A 23,845-nucleotide genomic window follows, 5' to 3' on the forward strand; every position below is an offset into this window, starting at 1 on the left:
GCGCAACGAGGCCATTTGGGTTGAATGATCGTTTGCACCAGCGGTCCGAACCTGGGTAAGCCCCCATCATTGAAGGAGCATCCATGAAATCCAACTCCCTGATCGCCTGCCTGTTGGTTGCCACGGGCTTGTCCACTGCCAGTTTTGTCGTACAGGCCGGTGATACACCCCAGGAAACCGTGCAGCCTTCCACTATCAACACCCGTGATTTGAAAGAGGGCGACCGCGCCCCGGATATTCTGATGCGCAAGGAATCAGCTATCAGTGATTGGAAAAAACGTGGCCTCAAGCAGCCAGAGGCCGATAGCCAATGGGCGCGGGTGGGCGATAAATTCGTCCTGCTCAAGACCACCAACGGCACGATTCTGGAGATCACTCCGGTAAAAAAATAATTGCCAAATCGCGGCGCCGCCCCACGCGATGACGTGGGGTGGCAGGTTGAGTCACGGCATGAAAATGTAAGGTGTCGCAAGGTGTGTTCTGCGATCTGTATGTATCACCCCTATCAAGGGAATGAAGTCGCCCTGGGCATGTGCTTGGGACGCGATTGCCCGGATCGCTGGCGGCAGGTTTTGAAAGCTGTTTCGCTGTGGGCTGGGGTCTATGTAGTTTCGGTAAGCGAGGTGGGTTGACTGCGTTCTGCGCAGCGTCAGCCAATAGACGGTGGGAAGCCCGGTGCGCCTGAAAATAAGATGATTGAGGGCCGTAGTCTCAAACACCTCATACCCACTGCTCCTCAATACGGTGCTCATCAATGTGCGGGTAGTTGCATCGTTTTGTTGCAGGGATGCTTGGGCTGCCAGGTTTCCCGGTATACGGGAAGTGTTTATTTCCAACAACGTGAAAGATTCCGGACGAGCGCTTAATGTCCAAAAGTTCTGGTTGTGCGCCAACGGGTGGCGAGAGAGCAATAGCAAGGGGTCGCTTAGTGTGATGGATGGCCTGGTAGGCCAACTTCTCCAGTCGCGCAGGGTATTCCACAAGCGTGTGTAGCCGTCGGTGCTCAATCCTGCGGGGTTGGTATTGATGAACAGCGCTTGGGCAATGTGCCTGGCGGTTTGAGCGCTGAATAAAGGAAAAGCCGCTTCAATGTATCGTACCAGCGGTCGCTGAAAGGTTACGAGGCTGATCATCCATCTGGCGAGCGACTCACTGTATTGCACCCATCGTGGCTGATCGAACAGGTTGTAATGAAGAATGTCTTCGAACTCGTTGAAGCTGGAATAGCGACGGTTGTTCGGCACGATCACGGCCCCGGTTTCTGCACTTCCACCCGGCAGTGTTGCGTAATGGCGCTCCCCGAGTTGAATGTACTCGGGCGCACCCAGGCCTGAGTCGGCGGTTGAGCTGCGCCAGAACAGCGGGCGGTCCTGGGTTGGCCTGTGTGTGGTCGAGTCCAGGGTTTGCCCCCACTCCAAAAAGCGTTGCTCCATGGGCGGTGGGCTTCTGTCGGGAGCGGGAGGCCGTACCGAGCGACTTGGACCGGGAACCGGTTCTACGGGGCTGGGCGTCAGTGAGCTCGACAGGCGTTGCCCTCTGATCAACGCGTCGAACTGCTGAGGTGTCGATAGGAGGTATTGATGAAATGCTGGCGGCAAGGCCAGCGAGGTTCTCAAGTGGTGTACCAGTGACGTCTCCAATTCCCGTGCACGCTCCAGGGGAAATACGAACAAATCGAACACCCGTTGAGCCTGCTGTTGATCAAGGTACGGGAACAGGTCCATCAACGCTCTTTCGGTCGCGGTGGGTGTGGGAGCCCCGCCCATTAAGCCCAGGCCTTCGCCCCTTGAGCCTGGCGAGCGAATTTCCCATTTGCCCTGGCTATTGCGAAAGAGGGGATCGCCTTTGTAGGCCTGGTTAGGGCGCCGGGGGTCTTTGAGTCGCCATACCAAGGTATCGCTGTCGCGGCGTATGGAATACCAGCGGTTTTTTTCCAGAAGAAAGTGCTGGGGCGCTTGCAACGTGTCTTTTTGTGCAGCGACATGGCGCACGTAGAGGTTATGCGTTTCCCACCCCTCAAGGGGCGTTATGCCTTCTGGCTTTTTCGCCAGCGACAGCTTCGGGTCAAGCCCTGTGCTCGCCAGGCGCTGTGCGCCTTTCCAACTCGAGCTGCCGGCCCCGACGGCCCCGTCGATCACGGCGCCCAGCAGTTCGGCGAATGCGCGCACGATAGAGCGAGCAGCTGTGGCGCGATCACCCACCTGGGCTGCGTCCACGGCATCGATCACCGACAGAATGCTTCTGCTCAATCCAATCGGCAGCATGATTTTGATCGGCAGGAACATCGAGACGAGATCCAGCGCGACCGTCACGATGGTGAGAGAGGCATCGAGGTTGGACTCCTGGGTACTCGTTGATTGCGCGTTCGCTTCGTTGATGGCTGCTGAGGCTTCGATCAGATAAGCCTCTTCAAGGAAGTTGTCGGCGATTCTGCTCAGGGCGATGACCGCCGGCCCGGCACCTGTCGCGAGGACGCTACGGATTCTGGGGCGTGCACTCACTTCGACGCGTGCGATCAGGTATTCACGCCAGGCACTGTGGTTGATGAAGTCGCGGTGCATGCTTGGTGCGTCGACGTATTCGTGGAGCACGCGACCACCGCTCGCTTGCGGTGTATACACCACCTGCGAGCCAACACTTTGTGAACCCGTGGAAAATACCAGCACGCCACGGACCCGCTCGCCACGCAGCTTCAAGCTGCTGACAATGATCCGGTGTTCTTCGACCTTGGGGCGCTTGTCGTCATCGAGAGGCCCGGCGAGCACGCTCATGACCCAGTTGAAACCGCGGTTCAGCCTGTCTGGTAGGAAGTCACCGGCAATTTTTGCCTCAATTGCATCGACGCGCAGTTGCAGGGCCATAATCTGCGTGTAGTGGGACTGTTCGATTTTTGCCGCGTCGCCGGTTACAAGACGCTCCTTCAAAAATTGCTCGTAGCTGTCGCCAATGTTGATCTTGCGAACCAGCTCTTTGACCTGCGTGACGGACAGCGCTGTGTACGGCGCCTGCTTCGCGTCGGTCAGCCTGGAGAAGTTGATGAAGTTGAGGTCCAGCCATTCCACGTTATCCAGGGCTAGCTCAGTCAAGGTTCGCTGCCGAGCATCGAATACCCTGGCACCCGGTTCGGAGGGGTGAGGTTTGCCCCCTGTCACGTAGGCGCCTGCTTGCCGTGTCACGTAGGTTTTGGTGTGGACAATGATTTCATCCGGGTTGGCGATCAAGCCGTACTCAGCTTCCAGTACCCTGCTCAGTTGTTCATTGCTATAGGCCAGCAATGTACTTTTGTCGCTGTACTGTGCCAGCGATGGCAGCCCGTCTGGCGCTGAAAACTCAAGCAGTTTATCGCTGTAATCGCGCACGGCGGCCTCCCACTCCTGCTTTTCGCTGGGGGAGGCGCCCTTGAGAAATTGCAGGAGCTTGAGTTGGGTCCGTTTTCGTTGCCGGGCGACAAGCAGGTGACTGGCGTCGAACACGCGTGAAAGGTCGGTGACCCGGTCAAGGCTGGCAGGCATTTGAGCGCTGTCCAGTTGCTCGCTGTTTTTTTGGTAGTGAGCCACCATCCAGGCGAAGTGTGCATGAACCTGCTGGTACAGCGCATCAACGCAATGGTTGAAAACCGACTCCAGTCGCTCGGTATACCTGAACTGCCCATTGGCTATTTGCTGCTGATGAAAGGCGAGCACTGCGGCTCGGTCCTTTTCTTCTACCAACTCCAGAAGGTCAGCGAACTCGGATTTGCTGTTCAGTCGTCTATGTAACTCCAGGTCAAGGCTGGTCAAGGCATCGAACACTTCAAAACCGCTTGCAGGTAAATAAAGCAAAACGCTGCCAACCGCGGTGTCTGGGCTCATGTCGCGTGCTTGGGGGAGAGGGTGGTCATCTTCCGGCTGAAGCAGGGCGTCGCCCTGATCACGGGAAGTGAGCACGAACGCGCCATACAAAGGCACATCTGTCGACAATTTATCCTTGATGGCCAACCCGTATACGCCGGGCCGGTGGCCCGTCAATGCACCGCGCGACCGTGCATCCGGAGTGCGAGTGACCGTTAGAAACAGCCACTCACTCGACGTATCCAGCACACCATCGGTTTTAAGCAGTTCAACCTCGGTCTTCATGATGTCGAGACGTTTTTCGGCGACCCATTCTTTGCAGGTACGTACATCCGTCTCGCTGATCGGGCCGTTCCAGTAGCGGTCAACGTGCTCTTTGAACTGGGTGACCACGTCGTTCGCCAGCCTATTGAGAAACTGTTCGAATGCGTGTGCAGTGATGCCCCCGACAAGGTCAGCTTCTTGCGCTGTTTGGAGGGAGCGATGAAAGCTGACGGTGCGACCAACGTAGGAGGTGGGTTGATTGCTCGCAATCCTTGCCGCCGCAGACTCCATCAGCGTAGGCAGCAGCGGTTTGAGCGCTCCCTCATGAGATAGCTGTGCGTTGTTCACGGGCAGGGTTTCGGCGGTCGATGTGGAGGTTGGGCCAACGCTGATGAAAACGCTGTTCACATCGACGGGGGCAGGCAGTGATGTAAATGCCAGGTTGAACGCCTGTTGTACGAATTGAGAGAAGGTGGGTTGCTGTTTTAACCGGTCGAGAACCTCGTTGTTCAGTGCTGTGATTTTTTCGGTCAGCCTGGATTTAAAGAGTGAGTCCTTGGCGTTTAGCGTGTCCAGCAGCACGGACGGTGTAGCGGAGGTGTATTGCATAAGAAGTGCCTGATTAAGGAATGCAACGGCGATGTTGTCCGATGCTCTGACCTTGCGTGGGCTACCCGGATAGCCCCGTGAGCAAGCTCTGTCCGACTCCTGTTTTTTCTGTGAGGTTACGTTATGGTGGCAGCCCACAAAGGCCGTGTTGCCGTCCCGGAAAGAGAGCAGGATGCTTGCCACAATAAGAAACTACCCGCGTACCGTGAACCTGTTGCTGTCCGCCACGTTGCTGTTGACGCTGGCCAAGGCGATCACGTTTCCCTACCTCGTCATCTACCTCTCCAGCCACTTTGCCCTGGACATCACCGAGGTCGGCCTGGTGATCGGCAGCTCGCTGATCGTCGGTTCGCTGCTCAGTGTGTACGGCGGTTTTCTGGTCGATCGCATCAACAGCTATCGCTTGTTGCTGGCCTTGAGTGTGCTGTTCGTATTGGGCTTTATCGGCACGGTGCTCGCGCAGAATATCTGGGCGTTCTACAGCTGCCTGATCCTGATCAACCTGGCTTACGCGGTGATCGATATCGCAGTGAAGGCCGGTTTTGCCGTGCTGCTCCCCGAGGATGCACGCAGCGAAGTGTTTTCCATCAAGTACACCCTGACCAATATCGGCTACGCCGTAGGCCCGGCGTTCGGCGCGATGGTGGCCAAGCTGGATATCAGCGTGCCGTTTATCCTGTCGGCGCTGTTGGGCGTGGGGTTTTTCCTGCTGTATTGGCGCTGGGGCGACCGCACCCTGGCGACCGTCGATGCCACGCAAAAGCCGGTGCCTTTCCTCGCCGTTGGCCGCGTACTGTTAAGGGATCATCGCCTGGTGTGCTTCACCCTCGGCGGCGTGCTCAGCGCGGTGGTGTTCGGCCAGTTCACGGCATGGCTGTCGCAATACCTGGTGACCACCACCACGGCCGAATACACCTACACCGTGGTCAGCGCCGTGCTGACCACCAACGCAGTGTTGGTGATTGCCCTGCAATACGTGATCGGGCGGCGGATTTCCCATCGCTACCTGGGCCAGTGGCTGGTCGCCGGGCTGGGCATGTTCATGCTGGGCTTGATCGGCTTTGCGCTGTCCACCAGCGTGTTGTGGTGGGTGCTGGCGATGGCGGTGTTCACGGTGGGGGAGATCATCGTGTTCCCGGCCGAATACATGTTCATCGACCGCATCGCGCCGGAACACCTGCGCGGCATGTATTACGGGGCGCAGAACCTGTCCAACCTGGGCGCCGCCCTGGGGCCGGTGCTGTGTGGGCTGGTGTTGGCCAACCTGCCGGCCCACACCATGTTCTACATGCTGGGGGCGTTTATCGTCGGGGGCGGGGTGTTCTATTTCATTGGGGCGTCGTTGAAGGCAAATCATCCAGCGTGAGCTTGCCCATGGTGTTGCTTTGCAGCTCGTAACGCAGCTCTTCCACCATCTTTTCCACTTCTTGCGGGGTCTGCAGCCGGTTGGTGCTGATCCCGGTGACCACCAGGTCTACCCGGCCAGTGTCCAGGTCGTAGACCTTGAGGGTCAGGGACGCGTCACGGCACAGGGTGAACTCACACGTCAGTGGCGACAGGCCTTCTTCAATGCAGTTGCGCAGTTGGGCGAGGGTAAACATGCGGGTTCCTTCAAAACATCATTTCGATGCCTTGAAGGGTATGACGTGCCTCCCGCCGCTATAAGGCGAATTCGCACTAGCGGCACTAGTGCATTTGCACTTTAAGCGTCTACTTTTTGAGGCGCAGTTCCCCGGCAAACAGCCCGCGTTCACGGGCCCAGACGATCGCCGCGCTACGGCTGTGAACACCGAGTTTCGAATACACCGTGGCCACATGGTTGCGCACGGTGTTGGGCGCCAGTTTCAGGCGTGAAGCGATCTCCTTGTCGGCCAAACCTTCGCAGATCAGGCCCAGTACATCACGCTCGCGGGCGGTGAGGTCGGTGAACGCCACGTTCGGCAGGTTGGGGCTGTTGACGCTCTTGGCGTTGGCCAGTTTCTCGATCAAGGTCTGGCTGAACCAGGACGCGTCCTGCATCACTTCCTCGATGGCCGCCACCAGCTCCAGTTCGGAACGCTTGCGCTCGGTGATGTTCATCAGCACCAGCAGGTAGCACGGCACGTCCTGGATGATCACGGTGTCGGCGGACACCACGCAGTCGATCACCTCGCTGCCTTTCTTGCGCACCTTGAGGTCCTGGCCTTCGAGGTTGCCGGCTTTTTCCAGGGTGGCGAACAACTGAGTGCCGGCCTGGGGGCTGTCGATGAAGTCGATATCTTCGATGGACTTGCCGATCAATTCTTCGCTGGTGTACCCGGTAATGCTCATGAACGCTTCGTTGATATCCACCACCTGCCGGTTGGCAGCGCTGCACACCAGCGTGGGCACCGGCGTCAGTCGAAACGACTTGGCAAAGCGCTCCTCGCTCTGGCGCAGGGCGATTTCCGCCTTGCGCCGGGGTTCCAGGTCCATGAATGAAAACAGCATGCAGTCCTCTTCGTTCATGTCCAGCGGCTGACCGGCAACGATCACCAGCTTGCTGCCGCCTTCGGGCAGCCGCAGTTCGGCCTGCATTTGCGGGATGGTCGCGCCTTCCCCCAGGCGCTGGATGGCCAAGTCCTTGCGCTCGCCCTGTTCCAGTACATCCAGCTCATACACGGATTTGCCGATGACCTGGTCGCGGTTGTAGCCGGTCATTTCCAGGAAGCCCTGGTTGACCTTGATGTAGCGCAGGTCGCTGAGGCGGCAAATCACGGCGGGGGCCGGGTTGGCGTTGAAGGTCTTCTCGAAACGCTGCTCGGCGCTGGCCCATTCGGTGGCATCGCTGAGGATCAGCACCAGCAGTTCCGGCTCGCCGTGGGAGTCGGTGATCACCAGGCTGCGCAGGCGGTGCACCCAGGTCCGTTCTTCGTCACCCACGGGGGTGACTTCCACCACCACGTCGGTGAACTCCTCGCCGGTGGCCGCGCGCGCCAGGGGGTAGTTTTCCAGCAGCACCGGGTGGTTATTGCGATAGCGCAGGGCAAAACGTTCGGCGTATTCCTGGGTATTGGCGCCCAGGGCCATGACGGCTTCGACACCGTGCATGTTCAGTGCGGCTTCATTGGCCCAGAGGATGGTCTGGTCGACTTCGGCAAGAATGATCCCGTCGGACAGCCCGGAAATGATCTGCTGCAGTTGGCGGCGGTTGGTTTCTTTGGCAAGAACGGCCTGGGTCATAGGATCTCCGGGGTGTGTGCGCATGAAAAGTACGACACCCGGGCTTCAGGATAGTGCAGAGCAGTTGCCCGCGGCGGGGTGCGAATGCACCAGATGGCCTGGTGCATTTGAGCGGGGACGAGGAGGGCGGGCGCTCGCCAGACTGAAACGGTCAAAAACTCTCAAAGGATCGAACATGACCACTGTCTATGAAACTAACCGTTCGCTGTTTCGCGTGTCCTGGAGTTCGGTATTGGCCGGAAGTGCCATTGCCCTGGTGACGTACCTGGTGCTCAGTGTGCTGGGCACTGCCATCGGTGCGAGTGCCGTCAACCCGCTGGAAGCGGGTAACCCGTTGCGCGGCTTTGGCACGGGGGCCGGGATCTGGCTGTTTGTCTCGACCCTGCTGGCGATTGCTGCCGGTGCGTTTGTTGCCGGGCGCACCGCGCCGGACCGTGGTGGCCTGCACGGCGTGCTGACCTGGACCCTCACCACCTTGCTCACCACCTGGTTGCTGGCAGGGCTGGCGGCCAGTGTGGTCGGCACGGCCGGCAATGTGGTCGGCAAAGGCTTGTCGGTGGCCGGTAGCGGCATCGCGGCTGCAGCGCCGGGTATCGGCGACAGCGTCAAGCAGCAGCTCAATGAGCAGGGCATCCAGCTGGACTGGAACAGCCTGCAAGGCCAGCTCGACACCTTGCTCAAGCAAAGCGGCAAGCCTGAGCTGGACCCGGCCAAGGTCGAGCAGAAAACCGACCAGGCTGCCGCTGACGGCAAGCAAGTCGCCACCGATGCTGCCACTAACCCGGCTCAAGCGGGCGATCAGTTGAAGCAGTGGTTCGAGCGTGTCAAAGCCTCCGGCGAGCCGGCCTTGAACGCTGCGGATAAAGACGCGCTGATCAACATCGTTGCCGCGCGCACCGGCAAGAGCAAAGAAGAAGCCACGCAGATCGTCGACAACTATGCCCAGGCGTATCAGCAAGCCATGCAGAAGGTGGATGAGCTGAAACAGCAGGCCGAACAGAAAGCCCGTGAAGCCGCTGACGTGGCCGCCAAACAGCTCTCCCGCGCGGCCTGGAGCACCCTGGCGATGCTGTTGCTGGGCGCGGCGTTGAGTTTCTTCGTGGGGCGCGTGGCGCTGACAACCCGTCGGGTGCCGCTGGCTTAACCGGGTTTGCAGCAAGGATGCTGCTTTTCACTGGCACCAAACATGCTAGTGTCAGGGTTCACACCCCCACCGGCAGTCCCTGGCGATGCGTGATATCTACAGCGTCTTCAATTCCAATGGTGCCTATGAAACCGCGGCCCATGCCCATGACGAGTTCATGTTGATGGTGCCCGAGCACGGCTTGCTGCGCTTCAAGGACGAAGACAGCGGGCGCAGCACCTCGGTGGTCGACCGCCAGTTCGTGCTGGTGCCGCCGCAGTGCAGCCATTCCTCCTCATCACTCACCGCCAGCCAGGGTCACCTGGCGTTCTACGTCGACCCCGACTACATGCACTACGCGCTGCGCGACCTGTCCGGGGACGCCAACCGGCTGTTGCGCGTGCCCACCCTGGGCATCTGGCAAACCTCCGCGCCGCTGCACCATTTGCTGCTGGCGAAAAAAGCCTTCAGCCAGCCCGACCCGTATGTGGACCGTCGCCGCCAACTGGCCCAGGCCGATCATTTGCTGCTGCTCGAATGCCTGGCGATTTCCCTCAGCCAGCCGAGCCTGCAACGCTCCTCCACCGAGCGTCACGGCGCCATGCTGGTGCGCGATGTGAAGGCCTATGTGGAGGGCAACCTTGAACATGCGCCGGGGCTGGATGAAATCGCGGCGGTGTTCCATATGTCGCGCCGCCACCTGACCCGCTTGTTTGCCCTGCACACGGGCGAGACGGTGTTGGCCTATGTCCAGCGCCTGCGCCTGGAACGTGCGCAAACCCTGCTGCGGCACACGCGCATGTCGGTGCTGGAGGTGGCCAACAGCGTCGGCTATGAATCGCCCTCGCACCTGGCCCATGTGTTTCGCCGGGTGCTGGGCATCTCCCCGGATGAATGGCGCCGCGCCTGACCCGTCCTCAATAATCCCCTTAACGGCACTGGACCCTGTGGGAGCTGGCTTGCCTGCGATAGCGGTATGTCATTCACCACCGCTATCGCAGGCAAGCCAGCTCCCACAGTTGATTCGGTTCCAGCCGTTGGATTTCCAGCAATCGATGGCCCGATCCCGCGCGTGATCCGGCCCGATCCCGTGCGCCACAAATCTGTCATCCGTTCATCCTCTGTTCACCAACAACGAACAAGTCCGGCGTACCGGACGAGGAGGGGCGGTGAGCGCAACACCCTTTATTCAATTCTCTGGCGTGCAAAAAAGCTTCAAGGTCGAGGGCCGCCATTTTGTGGCCGTACGCAATGTGTCCCTGCAGGTGCAGCGCGGTGAAATCATCACCCTGGTCGGCCCGTCGGGCTGTGGCAAATCCACCTTGCTCAACATGACCGCCGGGCTGTTTGGGCCCACCGAAGGCCAGGTGCATTACGACGGCGCCGAGGTCAAAGGCGTGAACACGCGGGTGGGCTACATGACCCAGGCCGACCACCTGCTGCCCTGGCGCACCGTGGCCGGCAACATCGCGGTGCCGTTGCAGATTCGCCGCGTGCCCAAGGCGCAGATCGAAGCGCGGGTTGAAGAGTTGATGGCCTTGGTGGGCCTCACCGGTTTTGGCGAAAGCTACCCCAACCAGCTTTCCGGTGGCATGCGCAAACGCGCGGCCATGGCGCGCTTGATGGCCAGCGACCCGGAAACCCTGCTGATGGACGAACCCTTCGGTGCCCTCGATGCGCAGATGCGCCTGACCCTGCAAACCGAACTGTTGCGTCTGTGCCGCAAGCTGAACAAGACCGTGCTGTTCGTGACCCACGACGTCGACGAAGCCATCGCCCTGGCTGACCGCTGCGTGGTGTTCGCCGGGCGCCCGGGCACCATCGACCATGTGCTCGACATCCCCCTGACGGGCGAGCGCAACCTCGTGCAACTGCGCTCCGACCCACGCTACGTGGCGCTCTGCGCCGAACTGTGGAAACGCCTCGCGCCAGACGTCGCCGGCGCGGCCGATCCCACTTCATTGGCTCACTCTCTGGAGGTCGTATGATCCAGGTTTATCGCGTGTTGTTCCTGGTGTTTTTGCTGCTGTTGTGGGAAGGCGTGTCGCGTTGGTTTGGCGTGGAGTTCTTCATCAGCCGTCCTTCGGCAGTGGCGCAAAGCCTGTGGAAAATCCTGTTGAACGGGGTGTTTTTCTACCACGCCGGCATCACCACACTCGAAGCCGTACTGGGCTTTTTCTTCGGTTCCCTCGCGGGCTTGATCGCAGGCCTGGTGCTGGGCCGGGCGAGAGTGCTGGCGGATATCCTCGACCCGTTTCTCACCGCGTTCTACAGCCTGCCCAAAGTAGCGTTGGCGCCGTTGTTCATCCTGTGGTTCGGCATCGGCTTGCCGATGAAAGTGATCCTGACCGCCGCCGTGGTGTTCTTCCTGGTGTTTCTCAACACCTACAGCGGGGTGCGCAACGTGTCCCGCGAGCAATTGACCATCCTGCGCCTGATGGGGGCCAAGGAGCGCGACCTGCTGACCATGGTGGTGATCCCGTCGGCGTTCACCTGGGTGTTTACCGGCCTGCGCTTGTCGGTGCCCTACGCACTGATCGGTGCCCTGGTGGGCGAGATCATCGCCGCCAACCGTGGCCTGGGTTACTTGCTGTCGGATGCCGCCTCGCAGTTCGACACCGCCGGTGTGTTCGCCGCGCTGGTGGGCATCATCGCCCTGGCCCTGATCCTCAACACGGCGGTGAAGCTGGCCGAGCGCAAGCTCATGCCCTGGAAAGCCAATGAAGCGGAACGTGAAGTTGCGGTTTAACCCCCCTTTAGTCGTGGAGCTTGATCATGCTTAAGCGTTTCGTGTTTGCCAGCCTGTTGTGCGCCGCTTTCCTACCCGCTGCCCAGGCCCAGGACCTCACCAAAGTCACCCTCGCGTTCCCCAGCGAAGGCTTCCTGTATGTGCCGATCTACGTCGCGCAGAAGCAGGGCTACTTCGCCGAAGAAGGCCTGAATGTGGAGGTGATCGTGTTTCAAAAAGGCGGCTCGGCCGCGCTGACCGCCGTGCTCGGCCGCGACGCCGATGCCTATGTCGGCCTGCCCGCCGTGGCGGTGCGCGCTCGTAGCAAGGGCCAGAATGTGCAGGCCTTCGCCGCCGTGCAGACCCAGTTCGGCAGTACCGTGGTGATCGACGGTGAGTCGGCACACAAGGCCGGGGTGTCAGCCACCTCGCCGGTGTCGGCCCGCGCCCAGGCGCTCAAAGGCTTGAAGATCGGCGTGACCGGCCCCGGCAGCACCACCGATATGCTGGTGCGCTACCTGGCCAAGGACGCCGGTTTGAACCCCGACAAAGACTTCACCATTATGCCCATCGGCGGCGCGCCGAACATGCTGGCGGCGTTTTCCCAGGGCAGCATCAATGGCTTTTCGCTGTCGCCACCGACCATCACCACTGCCGCGCAGCAAGGCGGCTTTGTGCTGATGGACCTGGCCAAGGGTGAATACAAGCCATTGGACGGTTTCCTGTTCACCGCGATGATTGCCCGTGAAGACTGGCTGAGCGCCAACAAGGCCACCGCTGAAAAACTGGTGCGCGCCCTGTGGAAGGCCGAGCACCTGATCGCCACCGAGCCGGCCAAGGCCCGTGAGTCGGTGCGCCCGTACTTCGCCCATACCGACGCGGCAATCTTCGATGCCGCCTGGACCGCCTCGTTGCCGTCCTACCCGGCGACGCCACGCATCGAAAAAGACGGTGTCGAGAAAAACATCAGCTTCATGAATGCGGTTGAAAACGAGCCTGTGTCACTCGACGCGCAACAGGTCTACACCAATTCCATCGTCGACGCTGTGGCGCCGACTGTTTCCACCCTCAAGGGAGAGGCGAAATGACGCCCGAGGTTCACCTGGTCAATGTATTTCCCGCCACCCCCCGTGGCGGCAACCCGGCCCCCACCGTGGCCGTGGCCGATGGCATGAGCGACGCCGATATGCAGCAGGTCGCCCGTGATTACGGGCATGAGTGCGGCTTTGTGTTTGCCGCGCCGGTGGGCAGTGATTTTGATTTTGCCCTGCGCTTCTGGGTGCCCAACCATGAGATGGAAATGTGCGGCCATGCCACCGTCGGCGCAGTGTGGTTGCTGGATCAACTGGGCATGTTGCACAAGGACCGCCTGGCACTCTGGACCCAGAGCGGGCGCGTCGACGCGCGGGTAACCGATGCGGGGACGCCGCAGATCCAGGTGGAGATCAGCCAGCCCAAGGGCCAGGTCGAAGCCTTGAGTGACCCGCTGGTGGAGGCCGAAATCCTCTCGGTGCTGGGCATCACTTCCAACGAGCTGGCGCCGTTGCCGATCCAGAATGCTTGCACCAGCCGCGTGAAAACCCTGGTGGCCTTGAAAAGCGTGGCGGTGCTGGACAGCCTCAAGCCGGACTTTCGCCGCATGGAGCAACTGTGTGAACGCATCGGCTCCACCGGTTTGTACCCGTATGCGCCGTCGGACCTGGAAGGTCGCCAGTTCGATGCGCGGCAATTCCCCAAATCCTCGGGCTACCCGGAAGACGCCGCCACCGGCATCGCCGCCGCAGCCTTGTCTTTTGGCTTACTGGAGAACGGCCTGGTGACCGCCGATGACCGCCCGGTGCATATCCGCCAAGGGCGGGCGATGGGCCGGCCGTCGCAGATTTCCCTGCGCTTTCGCCGCGATGAGACGGGGCAGGTGCAGGGCTGCTGGCTGGGTGGGCACGTGGAATTCGCCGAGGCGCCGGCATGAGCCTGCGCGAGCGAATCACCGCCTTGGGCATGGCGCTGCCCGAGACGCCCAGCCCCAAGGGCGACTACGTACCCGTGACGATCCACGCCGGCGTGGCCTATGTCAGCGGCCAGGTTTGCCGGGTGGGCGAGGGCGTGATCAGTGGGCCAGTGACTGACCAGACGCCGCCGCAAACCGTGCTGTACGCCGGGCAAACCTGCGCACTGCGCGCCCTGAGCGTGTTGGATCAGGCCGTTGGCCTGGAGAACATCGAGCGCATTTTATTCGTGCGTGGCTTTGTGTACGGCGGGGAGGGTTTCCAGAACTTCTCCAAGGTCGTCGACGGTGCATCGCAGGTGTTGATCGACGTGTTTGGCGAGCACGGCCGTCACGCACGCTCGGCGGTGGGCGTGGCGGGCCTGCCCAGCGGCGGCCTGCTGGAACTGGAGGTTGTCGCCGCGGTGAAACCCAACCCCTAACCGTAGGAGCCGGCTTGCCGGCGATAGCGATCAAACAGGCACCGACGTGCTGACTGAAACACCGCCATCGCCGGCAAGCCGGCTCCTACAAGTCCTGTGGCAGAATGCTGGCCTTTTACGCGTATCTCGCAAAGGTGCCCCTTGAGCGCAGGCAAAGCCGTCGGACTGTTACTACTCACCTCGATGTTGGCGGCGTGCGGCACCTCGCCGCCACGCACACCCAACGACCTCTGCGGCATCTTCCGTGAAAAGGACGACTGGTACGACGCCGCCAAAGTCACGCAAAAGCGCTGGGGTGTGCCGATCCAGGTGCCGTTCGCGATCATGTATCAGGAGTCGGGCTTCCGTCAGGACGCCAAGACCCCGCGCAAATACCTGCTGTGGATCATCCCCTGGGGCCGCGTCTCCACCGCGTCCGGCTACGCCCAGGCCAAGGATGAAGTGTGGAACGACTACCGCAAGAGCACCGGCCGCACCGGCGCCAGCCGCCAGGACTTCGACGATGCCATCGACTTCGTCGGCTGGTACATGGACAAGACCTACAGCATCAACGGCGTCTACAAGTACGACGCCTACGGCCAATACCTGAACTACCACGAAGGCTGGGGCGGCTACCGCCAGCGCACCTACGCCAGCAAAGCCTGGCTGCCGCCGGTGGCAAGCAAGGTGCAGGCGCGCTCGCAGATGTACGCGGCCCAATATGCGGGGTGCAAGGATGATTTGGGGCGGGGGTTCTGGAGTCGGTTTTGGCGGTGGTTGTGAGGCTGTGGCCTGGCCCCGGGACTTGCCAAACCCACCCAGTTCTGGGAAAACCCCACCCTTTGCACTTCCAGCGAGCACCTCATGAGCACCGACGAACTCCAAATCACCGACATCCGCCCCGGCACCGGCAAAGCTGTGGTCAAGGGCGCGCTGATTACCACGCAATACACCGGCACCCTGGAAGATGGCACGGTGTTCGATTCGTCCTGGGAGCGCGGTAAGCCGTTCCAGTGTGTGATCGGCACCGGGCGGGTGATCAAGGGCTGGGACCAGGGTTTGATGGGCATGCAGGTCGGCGGTGTGCGCACCTTGTTTGTGCCGGCGCACTTGGCCTACGGCGAGCGTTCGATGGGCGCGCATATCAAGCCCAACAGCAATCTGCGTTTTGAGATCGAATTGCTGGAAGTGCTGACACGGGACGATTGAGGACGAGCAAACATGGACGTTGATTCACAGGTATTGCCGGGATGTTCCGTTGCGGGCATCCGGGTGGTTGAGTTGGGCGGTAGTGATGTAGCCGAGCTGCAGCAATTTTTCGAGCGTGCGCCGGATTACTTCATCGCCGTCAACGGTGAGCCGGCCACCCCGACAGAGGCGCATGAAGAGTTGCAGGGGCAATTGCCCGCTGGGTGGTCATGCAGCCGGATGTACTGGTTGGGTTATCGCGATGCACAGGATCAACTGGTTGCGGTGGTTAACATTGCAGCGGATTTGTTGGCGATGGGCGTCTGGCATATTGGCCTGTTGCTGGTGGATACACCCTTGCATGGCACCGGGCTTGCGCAGCGGTTGCATGCAGACCTTGAGGCGTGGGCTGCCCGAAAGGGGGCCCAATGGCTGCGGTTGACGGTGGTCATCGGCAACACCAGGGCCGAACGCTTCTGGCCCAAGCTGGGGTATGTGCAGGTGCGCACGCGGGAAGGCATCACCATGGGGCGTCAGGTGAATACGGTGTCCATTCAGGTCAAGGCGTTGGCCGGTGGCCAGGCTGATGATTACCTGGCGCGAGTCGAGCGCGATCGACCGGGTTATACACCGCCCTTGTAGGAGCCGGCTTGCCGGCGATTACGGAGTGTCTGCCATGAAATGATTGGCTGATACGCCGCAATCGCTGGCAAGCCAGCTCCTACAGGGATTGGGTCAGATAATTTTCCTGAACCAGCCCTGAAGAATGGGCTTTATTCAGTGGCGGTACATTTTCCTACGGTTTACTCACCCATCTTCGGAGCGTAAGCTGCGGGCGTTTTTATCAATAGCGGAGACCCTCAGTGGGTACTTGTTCGAGTGACAGTCGTCGGCCGGTTTCGGTAACCGGCACCAACTTGGCAAGGTAACGCGCATTCTTCCGATGCCGTTGTCTCGCCTGAAACAGCGAGATGCGGCATCCCGGCAGTGGTCAGTCCTGGCTCCTGCTCAGATCCCTCTCAATTGACGCTGACCCGCACCTGATGCCAATCGGGATGCGACGGACACGCCTGCCTTTTACGGTGGGCGGGCCGAGCTGACCTTGCCTGTTTATCGGGCATGGTGCGGCCGGTCGTACCTGGCTGGATGGATTTTCACAATGGCCAGTCAGACTGGCAGGCAAGGACCGTGTTCATAAGGACAGTCCGTCGTCAGGAGCAACATTCCATGCAAGCAATCAACAACATCAACCTCAATTCCCTGGTCGATACCCTGGTGAGCCTCACCGCGGCGTTTATCCTCGGTGGCTTGATCGGTTTCGAACGTCAGTATCGCCAGCGCACGGCGGGGTTGCGTACCAACGTGCTGGTAGCGGTGGGCGCGGCGATTTTTGTCGACATGGCCAACCGGCTCGGTGGTGCGGAAGGTGCGGTACGCGTCGTGGCGTATGTGGTGTCGGGCATCGGTTTTCTCGGTGCCGGCGTGATCATGCGCGAAGAGGGCAATGTGCGCGGGCTCAATACGGCCGCAACCCTCTGGGCGTCGGCGGCAGTGGGGGCGTGCGCGGGGGCCGACCTGATTCTCGAAGCACTGCTGGGCACATTGTTCGTGTTGGCAGCCAATACGCTGCTGCGTCCGATCGTCAATAACATCAACCGTCAGCCGTTGGATGTGGTGTCGGCAGAGGTCACCAACATTCTTTATGTCATTGCGCGACGCACTCAGCAGAAGGCTGTCCTGGCGTTGCTGGAGGCTGAGTTGGCGCGGTGCAACTACCCGGCCAGTGATGTCGACGTTCGCCCGTTTGGCACTGAAGAAGTGGAGATCGAGGCAACCTTGGCGGTTACGTCCGTGGACGGTGATGAACTGGATGCGCTGGTGGCACGAATCTCCACCTCGACCCTGGTGGTGCAGGCCTTCTGGAGCCCGAGTACCACCGACTAGTCCCCTGGCGCCAGTTTTACCTGGCGCAATGTTGCCTATGCTTATGCGAGGAAAAGTCCTACATGCATTCGAGACTATCCCTTCATTCAAGGGGACGCGGCGTTGTTAAGGTTGCGCGCTTGTTCCTACCCAGGAATCAAGGTGCGGCTTTACGTGGTTGTCGTGTTTTTCAATTAGAGGGGCCCCGTTGCCGGAGTTGCCGCGCAGGGTAATCAGTGCCGTTGGTCGGAACTGTTACTTTTCACAGGTAGATGGGGCCCGCTTGAAATGTAAGTGTTCCGATCCTCCCAGGGGAGCCCTATGAACAAAGCGTTAATTGTGGATGATCATCCGTTTATCCGTGCCACCGTCCGCTATCTGCTCAAGCAAGAAGGCTTCGATACCCTCTATGAAGCGGGAAATGGCGCCGATGCCATGCAGATCGCTCGTGAGGAGCGTCCGGCCCTGATTATCCTGGACCTGGCCATGCCCAAGCTGGGCGGTCTGGAAGTAATCAGCCGCATCAGGGCCCTGGGCCTCCCTTGTAAAATCCTGGTGCTGACGTCCTATCTGGCGGTGTTCTTTTCGACCCGTTGCATGCGCGCGGGCGCCATGGGGTTTGTCGCCAAGACCGGTGAACTGGATGAGCTGCAAAAAGCCATTAGAGCCGTGATGTCCGGTTATAGCTGTTTCCCCAGCCTGCCGACCAGCTCGGTCCACCGCGACGATTTGCAGTCCACCGAGCAGCAATTAGTGGACGCACTGTCGGATCGCGAATTGACCGTGTTGCAGAAGTTGGCACTGGGCCTTGGCAACAAAGAAATTGCCGAGGATATGTTGCTGAGTCACAAGACCATCAGCACCTATAAGACTCGGCTCAAGGAAAAGCTGCGCATGTCCTCGATCGTTCACTTGTCCAAGTTTGCTCAGCGCAATCATCTGATCTGACCTGAAATGACTATCCACTGGCTGCTCAGGGGGGCGGTGATCCTGTGGGCGGGATTACTGCCCGTGGCGGCGACCGCACTGGACGAGCCGCGACACCTGCACTTGCTGGGGCACTCGGATTTTGACGGCATTTCCGTGCCGCTGGACGAAGCCGATGGGCGCTGGCTGCGGCAGCGGCGGACCTTGTTGATGGGGGTTTCCGCGCCCGATTACGCGCCCTTTGACCTGACCAATAACAATGACGAACTCGAGGGTATCACCGCCGACTACGCGGCGCTGATCGGCCAGGCATTGAACGTCACGATCGAAGTTCGTCGCTACGACACCCGCGACGAAGTGATCGAAGCGCTCAAGGTAGGGGCCGTGGACTTTCTCGGCTCAGCCAATGGGTACGAAGCAGCCGACCCGCAGTTGGTGCTGTCTCGCACCTATGCCAATGATCAACCGACGTTGACCACCCGCTCCAGTGCCAGCCAGGCGTTGAGTGCCGACCTCGCCGGCAAACGCGTGGCGATGCTGTATCACTACATGCAGCCCGATGCCGTCCAGGCGTTTTACCCCAAGGCTCATCTGCAGTTGTTTGCATCGACCTTCGAAGCGATCGGCGCCGTGGCGTTCGGCCAGGCTGACGTGTACCTGGGCGATGCCATCAGCAGCCGTTATCTGATCAACAAAAATCACCTCAACAACGTACGCATGGCGGACTTCTCCGCCCTGGAGGTCAACCCCTTCGGGTTTGCCTTCGCCAAGGACAATACGCGGCTGCTGAATATCATCAACACCGCATTGGCGGCGGTTCCCGTCAACCAGCAAATGGAAATCCTGCGACGCTGGAGTGCCGGAGGCGGTTATCTGGAGGCCGATCGGCTGCGCTTGAGTGTCAGTGAGCAGCGCTGGCTGGAAAAATACCCGAGGATCAAAGTGGCGGTTCTCGACCCATTCGTCCCGCTGTCTTTTTTCAACGAACAAGGGCAATTTGAAGGGCTGAGCGCCGAGGTGTTGTCGCGGATCAGTTTGCGTACTGGCTTGAAGTTCGACGTGGTGCCGGGCAGTTCACTGCCGCAGCAGATCGAGGACGTCAACGCGGGGCGTGCAGATATGCTCGCGGTCGTCACCCCCAGCGTCGAACGGTCTGAAAAGGTCCGCTTCACGCGACCCTATGTCTCCAACCCCTACGTCCTGGTGGTGCGCAACGACGACAAGCGCACGGTTACGCTGGAGGACATGTCGGGAAAGCGCCTGGCGTTCATCGGCGGCAACAGCCTGGGGGCGCAAATAGCCCGGGACTATCCCACCATCACGTTTCTCGACACACAGAGCCCGGAGCAGGCCATGGCGCTGGTCGCCAATGGGGAAGCCGACGCAACGGTGTTGTTGCTGATCAGCGCGCGCTACATGATTGCGCGCAACTACCGTGATCGCCTGCGTATCACCAGTACCGTTGGCCCAGAGCCAGGTCGCGTCACATTTGGCGTCAACCGAAGCCAGTTGGAACTGTATTCGATCCTCGACAAGGCGCTGTTGAGTATCCCTCCAGAGGAACTGGATGAACTGACCAACCAGTGGCGCACCGAAGTCATCGTCGAAGAGAGTTACTGGCTGCGCCATCGTGACGTGATCCTGCAAGGTTTTGGCCTGGCCACGTTGTTGCTGTTGCTGACCCTGGGTTGGGCGATTTACCTGCGCACGCTGATCCGCAAGCGTGTGCAGGCCGAGCGCGCCTTGAGCGATCAGATGCGCTTCATGAGCGTCTTGATCGATGGCACGCCCCATCCGATTTACGTGCGAGACCGCCAGGGACGGTTAATGGCGTGCAATAACGCCTATCTCGATGTGTTTGGTTTCAAGCTTGAACACGTGATCGGCAAGACCGTGGTGGAAACCGACACTGGCAACCCGCCGCAGGCCCGGTCGTTCCATGAGGACTACTTGCGGCTGATGGCGATGGGCGAACCGCAGATCCACGACCGGATACTCAAGTTGCCCAATGGTGAGGCACTGACCATCTATCAATGGATGCTGCCGTACCGTGATGGCGACGATAACGTGGTCGGCATGATTGCTGGCTGGGTGGATGTGAGTGAACGCCAGCGACTGTTGCGTCAGGTCCAGGAGGCCAAGGAAGATGCCGATGCGGCCAACCGCGCCAAGACCACCTTTCTGGCGACCATGAGCCACGAGATACGCACGCCGATGAACGCGGTGATCGGCATGATCGAGCTTGCCCTGAAAAACGCCGAGCAAGGTCGGGCAGACCGGGATGCACTGGAGGTGGCTTCGGTGGCCTCGCGCGGCATGCTGGAGTTGATCGGCGATATTCTCGATATTGCACGGATTGAGTCCGATCATCTTTCCCTGACCCTCGAACCCACCAATCTCCACGAGCGGCTCGCCTCGGTGGCGCGGGTGTTCGAGGGCCTCGCACGGGCCAAGGGCCTGGTATTGCAAGTGGACCTGGACCCGCTGATTGAGCGTGCAGTGCTGGTCGATCCGCTGCGATTCCAGCAGGTCGTATCCAACTTGCTGAGCAATGCCATCAAGTTCACCGCCAACGGCCAGGTGGTACTGGGGGCCCACGGGACACTGCAGGGAGAGCAGTTGATGCTCCGGCTGTGGGTGCAGGACACGGGCATTGGCATCAGCGCGCAAGATCAACTGCGGTTGTTCAACCCGTTTAGCCAGGGCAGCAACAACGAACAGTCAGTTCGCAGCGGTTCAGGCCTCGGGTTGGTGATCAGCCGCAGCTTGTGCGAAATGATGGGGGGGCAGCTGCACCTGAGCAGTGTGCTGGGGCAGGGCACACGCATTGATGTGACGTTGACACTGGCCCTCACGACGACCTCGCCCGCGCCGCTGGCAGGGCCCATGCCGCACCTTGCGCCTGCGCGTGTATTGAGCATTCTGGTGGTGGATGACTATCCGGCCAATCGGTTGCTGCTGACACGGCAATTGAGTTTCCTGGGGCATCGTATTACGTCGGCAGAAGAGGGCGTCCAAGGGCTGGCACTCTGGCAGGCGGGCCACTTTGACTGCGTGATCACCGATTGCAATATGCCCCTCAAGAACGGTTACCAACTTGCCCAGGAGATTCGCGCCCAGGAGCGTGACAAGAGGCGGGTGCCATGCCTGTTGCTGGGGTTCACTGCCAATGCGCAGCCTGAAGAAGCTGAACGCTGTCGCCAGGCGGGTATGGACGGATGCCTGTTCAAACCCACAGGACTGGATGATTTGCGCTCGGCATTGGCTGCAACCACGGCCGGGGATGTGGTCGAGCCTGGAGCAAAGTTTGATTTGAGTGCATTGATCGCGCTGACCAACGACGCCCCTGGCGCCCTCAACGAGTTACTCCAACCACTGCTCGACAGCCTCAAAGCTGACCGCACGTTGCTCGCCTCCCTGCGACATGAGCCCGAGTTTGTAAAACTGCACGACCTTGCCCACCGTATCAAGGGCGGCGCGCGGATGGTCAAGGCCCAGGCATTGATTGCCTGTTGTGAAGCCTTGGAGGCCGTGTGCGAACAGCGGGATCGGCAAACCCTGGGCCCGGTCGTCGAGGCGGGGATGGAGGTTCTCGACGATTTGCACCATGGCCTGAGCCGTTATTGCAATCAGGCATGACTACAGTTGACGGCCATTCGGAGGGTTTGGGAGAACTCCTACATGAAGGAGGAACAAGCCTGATTTTGTCTGCGGAATATGTCTGGAAAATGGGCCCCGCTCACTGACGAGCACTGCCTGCCCAGGGGTTTGCCATGCCGAACAAAGCACTGACCATCCTGATTGCCGATGAACAGCATCTGCAACGGTTGTACATCGAGAAAATGCTCAACCAGTTGGGGTATCACCGGATCGTCCCGGTGCAAACGTTCGAGGAAGTCCAGATTCTGACTGCCATCCCTGCCGAGCCCTTTGATGTGCTCATCATCAACGCGGGGCTCGCCGCCCACACGTGCGGGCCGCAACCCCAGGTCCGCCATGTGCTGGTCTACGATCACCTCGACCTGGCGGCACCGGCCGGCGCAACGCCGGCTGTACTCGTGCGGCTGCCCGGCGTGCCGGACAACGTCAACCTCGAACATTTCATGGATATCATCGACCCGCCGCAGGCCAATACCGGCCTGCGGGTATTGCCGTGGCTGCGGGAGTTATCCCGTCAGCCGGTGGCCAGGGCCTAGTCCCACTTTGGCGCGATGCCCTTGGGGCTGGTCAAGCGGTGGCCACGTTCCAGGCTGGCGATCTGCGCCATGTCGGCAGCGCTCAAGGTCAGTTGCAAGGCCTTGAGGTTGCTCTCCAGGTTGGCCCGTTTGGTCGACGACGGGATCACCGCATAACCCAACTGCATCGCCCAGGCCAGGGTAACCTGCGCCGGGGTGGCTTGATGGCGTTCGGCGATCTGTTGGATCACCGGGTCTTTCAGCACTTCGCCATAGGCCAGGGTCATGTACGAGGTGATCTGGATGCCGTTGGCGGTCGCGAAGTCCACCACTTTCCGGTTTTGCAGGTAGGGGTGCAGTTCCACCTGGTTGGTGGCGATGTTCTCGGCACCCACGGCGGCGATGGCCTGCTTCATCAGGTCGATGGTGAAGTTGGAAATGCCGATTTCACGGGTGAGGCCCAGGCGCTTGGCTTCCAGCAATTGCCCCATGAACTCGGCCACGGGCACCTGGTCTTCCGGCGATGGCCAGTGGATGAGGGTCAGGTCCAGGTAATCGGTCTGCAGTTTGCGCAGGCTTTCCTTGAGGCTCGGGATCAACTGGCCTTCGGCGAAGTTGGCGATCCAGATCTTGCTGGTGATGAACAGCTCGCTGCGTGGGATGCCACTGTTGGCAATGGCCTGGCCGACGTCGGCTTCGTTTTCATAGATCTGTGCGGTGTCGATGACGCGGTAGCCCAGTTCCAGGCCGGTGCTCACCGAATCGATGACCACCTGGCCTTGCAGGCGAAAGGTACCAAGGCCAAAGGCGGGAACAGCGTGCTTAGGGGTAGACATCGGTAACTCCTGAAGGGGGTGTGAACAATGGAGTCGAGTATCCGCCCGTCGTTCCTTCGGAAAAACCACCGAACCCGAAAAGGACTCTTTACCGCAAATCACGAATGGTCAGTGCTATCTCTGAACATCCACATGACCGCTCATCCACTTTGTCATCCGGGATTTGCCGGCTTCACTTGCCAGCCACTGCTGCTGCGCGGTATTCCAGAACGCTCTCCCTTCACCCTGGATATGCCATGACCCAACACCTCACCGAATACGCCGATGCCAGCCCCGAAGTGCGCGCGGTCTACGACGACATCATGCAGACGCGCAAGGTCGAGCAGGTGAACAACTTCTGGAAATGCCTGGCCGCGCACCCGCCGACCCTGCGCCGCACCTGGGAAAGCCTCAAGGAGATCATGGCGCCGGGCGCACTCGATCCGCTGACCAAGGAGCTGCTCTACGTGGCCGTGAGTGTGACCAACAACTGCCCGTACTGCATTGCGTCCCACACGGCTGCTGCGCGTAAGGCCGGCATGACGGATGAGATGTTTGGCGAGTTGCAGGCAGTGGTTGGCATGGCCAACGAAACCAACCGTCTGGCCACCGGCTACCGCGTGCCGGTGGACGATGCGTTCAAGTTGCCGTGAGGC

At 60.4% G+C, this 23,845-nt stretch carries 21 protein-coding genes; 17 read left to right on the forward strand and 4 right to left on the reverse strand.

The genetic code is table 11. The annotated features are described in order from the left end of the window. Positions 1-83: 83 nt before the first annotated feature. Entirely contained in the window at positions 84-392 is a 309-nt protein-coding gene (locus HX792_RS19225) for an RcnB family protein (protein WP_176997563.1), read from the forward strand. 51 nt (positions 393-443) lie between these two features. Here HX792_RS19225 and HX792_RS19230 read toward each other — a convergent pair whose 3' ends face one another. Beyond that, a complete protein-coding gene (locus HX792_RS19230) occupies positions 444-4,703 on the reverse strand; it encodes a dermonecrotic toxin domain-containing protein (RefSeq protein WP_176997564.1) in 4,260 nt (1,419 codons plus the stop codon). Between the two features lie 172 nt (positions 4,704-4,875). Here HX792_RS19230 and HX792_RS19235 point away from each other — a divergent pair, with 172 nt between their 5' ends. Beyond that, entirely contained in the window at positions 4,876-6,069 is a 1,194-nt protein-coding gene (locus tag HX792_RS19235; protein ID WP_176997565.1) for an MFS transporter, read from the forward strand. Here HX792_RS19235 and HX792_RS19240 read toward each other — a convergent pair. Together HX792_RS19240 and HX792_RS19245 are read right to left on the reverse strand one after the other, a co-directional pair. Further along, complete coding sequence (locus tag HX792_RS19240) at positions 6,032-6,304, reverse strand: DUF1652 domain-containing protein (protein WP_176997566.1); 273 nt, start codon at positions 6,302-6,304, stop codon at positions 6,032-6,034. The two genes, HX792_RS19235 and HX792_RS19240, sit on opposite strands and share 38 nt — an antisense overlap. Positions 6,305-6,413: 109 nt before the next feature. Further along, complete coding sequence (locus tag HX792_RS19245; RefSeq protein ID WP_176997567.1) at positions 6,414-7,904, reverse strand: helix-turn-helix transcriptional regulator; 1,491 nt, start codon at positions 7,902-7,904, stop codon at positions 6,414-6,416. 175 nt (positions 7,905-8,079) lie between these two features. Between HX792_RS19245 and HX792_RS19250 the strand changes: the two genes are divergently transcribed. From HX792_RS19250 to HX792_RS19315, 14 genes are all read left to right on the forward strand, one after another. Beyond that, positions 8,080-9,048 (forward strand): hypothetical protein, encoded by a 969-nt coding sequence (locus HX792_RS19250; protein WP_176997568.1) that lies wholly within the window; start codon positions 8,080-8,082, stop codon positions 9,046-9,048. 85 nt (positions 9,049-9,133) lie between these two features. Next, positions 9,134-9,937 (forward strand): AraC family transcriptional regulator, encoded by an 804-nt coding sequence (locus HX792_RS19255; RefSeq protein WP_176997569.1) that lies wholly within the window; start codon positions 9,134-9,136, stop codon positions 9,935-9,937. 259 nt (positions 9,938-10,196) lie between these two features. Further along, positions 10,197-11,015 carry an ABC transporter ATP-binding protein gene (locus tag HX792_RS19260; RefSeq protein WP_176997570.1) on the forward strand — a complete coding sequence of 273 codons (819 nt, stop codon included), beginning with the start codon at positions 10,197-10,199 and terminating at the stop codon, positions 11,013-11,015. Next, a complete protein-coding gene (locus HX792_RS19265; RefSeq protein WP_176997571.1) occupies positions 11,012-11,776 on the forward strand; it encodes an ABC transporter permease in 765 nt (254 codons plus the stop codon). Before HX792_RS19260 ends, HX792_RS19265 begins: the two co-directional genes overlap by 4 nt. A gap of 26 nt (positions 11,777-11,802) precedes the next feature. Further along, entirely contained in the window at positions 11,803-12,843 is a 1,041-nt protein-coding gene (locus HX792_RS19270; protein ID WP_176997572.1) for an ABC transporter substrate-binding protein, read from the forward strand. Beyond that, positions 12,840-13,724 (forward strand): PhzF family phenazine biosynthesis protein, encoded by an 885-nt coding sequence (locus HX792_RS19275; RefSeq protein ID WP_176997573.1) that lies wholly within the window; start codon positions 12,840-12,842, stop codon positions 13,722-13,724. The genes HX792_RS19270 and HX792_RS19275 overlap by 4 nt, the downstream gene beginning before the upstream one ends. Continuing rightward, positions 13,721-14,182 carry a RidA family protein gene (locus HX792_RS19280; RefSeq protein ID WP_176997574.1) on the forward strand — a complete coding sequence of 154 codons (462 nt, stop codon included), beginning with the start codon at positions 13,721-13,723 and terminating at the stop codon, positions 14,180-14,182. The genes HX792_RS19275 and HX792_RS19280 overlap by 4 nt, the downstream gene beginning before the upstream one ends. Positions 14,183-14,323: 141 nt before the next feature. Beyond that, positions 14,324-14,944: a hypothetical protein gene (locus HX792_RS19285; protein ID WP_176997575.1), complete on the forward strand. Its 621-nt coding sequence runs from the start codon at positions 14,324-14,326 to the stop codon at positions 14,942-14,944. Positions 14,945-15,025: 81 nt separating this feature from the next. Continuing rightward, a complete protein-coding gene (locus tag HX792_RS19290) occupies positions 15,026-15,370 on the forward strand; it encodes an FKBP-type peptidyl-prolyl cis-trans isomerase (RefSeq protein ID WP_104993266.1) in 345 nt (114 codons plus the stop codon). A gap of 12 nt (positions 15,371-15,382) precedes the next feature. Further along, a complete protein-coding gene (locus HX792_RS19295) occupies positions 15,383-15,991 on the forward strand; it encodes a GNAT family N-acetyltransferase (protein WP_176997576.1) in 609 nt (202 codons plus the stop codon). A 585-nt stretch (positions 15,992-16,576) separates the two neighbouring features. Beyond that, entirely contained in the window at positions 16,577-17,293 is a 717-nt protein-coding gene (locus HX792_RS19300; RefSeq protein ID WP_176997577.1) for an MgtC/SapB family protein, read from the forward strand. A 300-nt stretch (positions 17,294-17,593) separates the two neighbouring features. Then, the gene (locus HX792_RS19305) at positions 17,594-18,220 is read left to right on the forward strand and encodes a response regulator transcription factor (RefSeq protein WP_176997578.1); all 627 of its coding nucleotides are present in this window, start codon (positions 17,594-17,596) and stop codon (positions 18,218-18,220) included. 6 nt (positions 18,221-18,226) lie between these two features. Next, positions 18,227-21,838 carry a transporter substrate-binding domain-containing protein gene (locus tag HX792_RS19310; RefSeq protein WP_176997579.1) on the forward strand — a complete coding sequence of 1,204 codons (3,612 nt, stop codon included), beginning with the start codon at positions 18,227-18,229 and terminating at the stop codon, positions 21,836-21,838. Positions 21,839-21,972: 134 nt separating this feature from the next. Continuing rightward, entirely contained in the window at positions 21,973-22,395 is a 423-nt protein-coding gene (locus HX792_RS19315) for a chemotaxis protein CheY (protein ID WP_176997580.1), read from the forward strand. Here the strand turns inward: HX792_RS19315 and dkgB are convergent. Beyond that, positions 22,392-23,210, reverse strand: a complete 819-nt coding sequence (dkgB, locus tag HX792_RS19320) for a 2,5-didehydrogluconate reductase DkgB (protein ID WP_176997581.1) — start codon at positions 23,208-23,210, stop codon at positions 22,392-22,394. The two genes, HX792_RS19315 and dkgB, sit on opposite strands and share 4 nt — an antisense overlap. Before the next feature lie 236 nt (positions 23,211-23,446). On the opposite strand from dkgB, the gene HX792_RS19325 reads away from it, so the two are divergent. Further along, positions 23,447-23,842, forward strand: coding sequence for a carboxymuconolactone decarboxylase family protein (locus tag HX792_RS19325; protein ID WP_176997582.1), 396 nt, complete (start codon positions 23,447-23,449; stop codon positions 23,840-23,842). Positions 23,843-23,845 lie beyond the last annotated feature (3 nt).

The organism is Pseudomonas sp. B6002 (genome assembly GCF_013385985.1).
Lineage (GTDB): Bacteria > Pseudomonadota > Gammaproteobacteria > Pseudomonadales > Pseudomonadaceae > Aquipseudomonas.

Excerpts from the sequence above, each read along its gene's own strand:
- HX792_RS19225 (WP_176997563.1), top strand. The coding sequence starts at position 84 with ATGAAATCCAACTCCCTGATCGCCTGCCTGTTGGTTGCCACGGGCTTG.
- HX792_RS19230 (WP_176997564.1), bottom strand. The coding sequence starts at position 4,703 with ATGCAATACACCTCCGCTACACCGTCCGTGCTGCTGGACACGCTAAAC.
- HX792_RS19235 (WP_176997565.1), top strand. The coding sequence starts at position 4,876 with ATGCTTGCCACAATAAGAAACTACCCGCGTACCGTGAACCTGTTGCTG.
- HX792_RS19240 (WP_176997566.1), bottom strand. The coding sequence starts at position 6,304 with ATGTTTACCCTCGCCCAACTGCGCAACTGCATTGAAGAAGGCCTGTCG.
- HX792_RS19245 (WP_176997567.1), bottom strand. The coding sequence starts at position 7,904 with ATGACCCAGGCCGTTCTTGCCAAAGAAACCAACCGCCGCCAACTGCAG.
- HX792_RS19250 (WP_176997568.1), top strand. The coding sequence starts at position 8,080 with ATGACCACTGTCTATGAAACTAACCGTTCGCTGTTTCGCGTGTCCTGG.
- HX792_RS19255 (WP_176997569.1), top strand. The coding sequence starts at position 9,134 with ATGCGTGATATCTACAGCGTCTTCAATTCCAATGGTGCCTATGAAACC.
- HX792_RS19265 (WP_176997571.1), top strand. The coding sequence starts at position 11,012 with ATGATCCAGGTTTATCGCGTGTTGTTCCTGGTGTTTTTGCTGCTGTTG.
- HX792_RS19270 (WP_176997572.1), top strand. The coding sequence starts at position 11,803 with ATGCTTAAGCGTTTCGTGTTTGCCAGCCTGTTGTGCGCCGCTTTCCTA.
- HX792_RS19275 (WP_176997573.1), top strand. The coding sequence starts at position 12,840 with ATGACGCCCGAGGTTCACCTGGTCAATGTATTTCCCGCCACCCCCCGT.
- HX792_RS19280 (WP_176997574.1), top strand. The coding sequence starts at position 13,721 with ATGAGCCTGCGCGAGCGAATCACCGCCTTGGGCATGGCGCTGCCCGAG.
- HX792_RS19290 (WP_104993266.1), top strand. The coding sequence starts at position 15,026 with ATGAGCACCGACGAACTCCAAATCACCGACATCCGCCCCGGCACCGGC.
- HX792_RS19295 (WP_176997576.1), top strand. The coding sequence starts at position 15,383 with ATGGACGTTGATTCACAGGTATTGCCGGGATGTTCCGTTGCGGGCATC.
- HX792_RS19300 (WP_176997577.1), top strand. The coding sequence starts at position 16,577 with ATGCAAGCAATCAACAACATCAACCTCAATTCCCTGGTCGATACCCTG.
- HX792_RS19305 (WP_176997578.1), top strand. The coding sequence starts at position 17,594 with ATGAACAAAGCGTTAATTGTGGATGATCATCCGTTTATCCGTGCCACC.
- HX792_RS19310 (WP_176997579.1), top strand. The coding sequence starts at position 18,227 with ATGACTATCCACTGGCTGCTCAGGGGGGCGGTGATCCTGTGGGCGGGA.
- HX792_RS19315 (WP_176997580.1), top strand. The coding sequence starts at position 21,973 with ATGCCGAACAAAGCACTGACCATCCTGATTGCCGATGAACAGCATCTG.
- dkgB (WP_176997581.1), bottom strand. The coding sequence starts at position 23,210 with ATGTCTACCCCTAAGCACGCTGTTCCCGCCTTTGGCCTTGGTACCTTT.
- HX792_RS19325 (WP_176997582.1), top strand. The coding sequence starts at position 23,447 with ATGACCCAACACCTCACCGAATACGCCGATGCCAGCCCCGAAGTGCGC.